Origin of the sequence: Helicobacter didelphidarum (genome assembly GCF_003364195.1) — a bacterium.
In the GTDB taxonomy this organism is placed as follows: domain Bacteria; phylum Campylobacterota; class Campylobacteria; order Campylobacterales; family Helicobacteraceae; genus Helicobacter_A; species Helicobacter_A didelphidarum.
Genome location: NZ_NXLQ01000178.1, coordinates 1 through 689 on the forward strand (window position 1 = coordinate 1; position 689 = coordinate 689).

Annotated in this window: 1 protein-coding gene; it reads left to right on the forward strand. The window is 30.5% G+C overall.

From position 1 onward, the window contains the following. Positions 1-564 (forward strand): hypothetical protein (locus CQA53_RS12920; RefSeq protein ID WP_115544050.1); only part of this gene is annotated, 564 nt, incomplete at its 5' end. Positions 565-689: the final 125 nt, after the last annotated feature.

A 689-nucleotide genomic window follows, 5' to 3' on the forward strand; every position in this document is an offset into this window, starting at 1 on the left:
ATGATAGATACTTCGCTCCCCTCTTTTCATATCATCACTCCCTTTAGAGAATTAGATAGCTTTTATCTCACTCCTACTTATTATGAAAATAGAGAATGCAATAGTAATAATCTTATCTCTACTCAAAGTAAATTCTATGATACTTATACAGAGCTAGATTTAGAGCTAGATACTCTCTTTGCTAATAAAACTTCATTAGATACAAATAATATAGAATCTAATAAATATCTAAAAGATATATTAGATTCTCTCTTGCTTGATTATCCCAAAGCATACTTTAGTTATAGAATCTTGAGTATAAGAATAGCTTATAGTCTCTATGAATATTTACTTATTATCCCTAAGAGTATTCCTAAGTTTATAGCCAAGATTTTAAAAGAGAAAAGAGATAAAGAGAGTTTAGAGTATGGCTATGGAAGCTTTATAGATTTGAGTAGGGATTATGTGAGGGAATGTAGTGTAGGAGAAAGAGGGGATAATACAGGAATATCGCTGCTTACTATACAAGGCAAGATATTCTTAAGCCCTAGTGGAATGAGTAAGATAAGAGTAGAAGTGAGATAGGATACAATCAGTAAATACAATCTACAATATGAATTTCTACAATAGATTTGGGCGATAGGAAGCAATCATGAATAAAGGAAATATCATAGAGATTGTATGCTATAATATGGGATAAAATAAGGAGT